This is a genomic window from Mesorhizobium sp. M7A.F.Ca.US.006.04.2.1 (assembly GCF_004022915.1).
In the GTDB taxonomy this organism is placed as follows: Bacteria; Pseudomonadota; Alphaproteobacteria; order Rhizobiales; family Rhizobiaceae; genus Mesorhizobium; species Mesorhizobium ciceri.
In genome coordinates this window covers 1-435 of sequence record NZ_RZQA01001662.1, presented here as the reverse complement: position 1 = coordinate 435, position 435 = coordinate 1, and the positions used below count along the sequence as shown (strand labels likewise).

At 63.9% G+C, this 435-nt stretch carries 1 pseudogene; it reads right to left on the bottom strand.

What is annotated here, in order from left to right:
• Positions 1-435, bottom strand: a pseudogene (locus tag EN925_RS39285) (protein translocase subunit SecDF); the annotation flags it as partial.

The window sequence follows — 435 nt, the reverse complement described above, 5'->3', positions numbered from 1 at the left end:
CTGGACAAGGATACGGTCGTCGCCCTGCCGCTGCACGATGGGTTCGGTCGTGCCGAGTTCGTTGACGCGGCGTTCGACCACCTCGATCGACTGCGTCAGCGCGGTCGACGTGCGGTATTTGATGCCGGCATCGGTGACGTTGAACTTGAGCAGGCCGGGCTCGGAATCGTCGAGCGTCATTTCCTGCACGGAACCGCCGGTGAACAGGCCGGCGGCGACCGGATCGGTCAGCGTCTTCAGCGCCGTCTTGGCGGCATCGATCTGGGCGGGATCGGTAATGCGAACCTGCAGGGTCCGCCCGGTGCCGGCAAGGCCGGTATAGCCAATCTTGGCGTCGCGCAGCAGCGTGCGGATTTCGTCGCGCGTCGTCTCCAGCCGGTCCTTGATCAGATCGTTCTGGTTCATTTCCAGCAAGATGTGCGAACCACCCTGCAG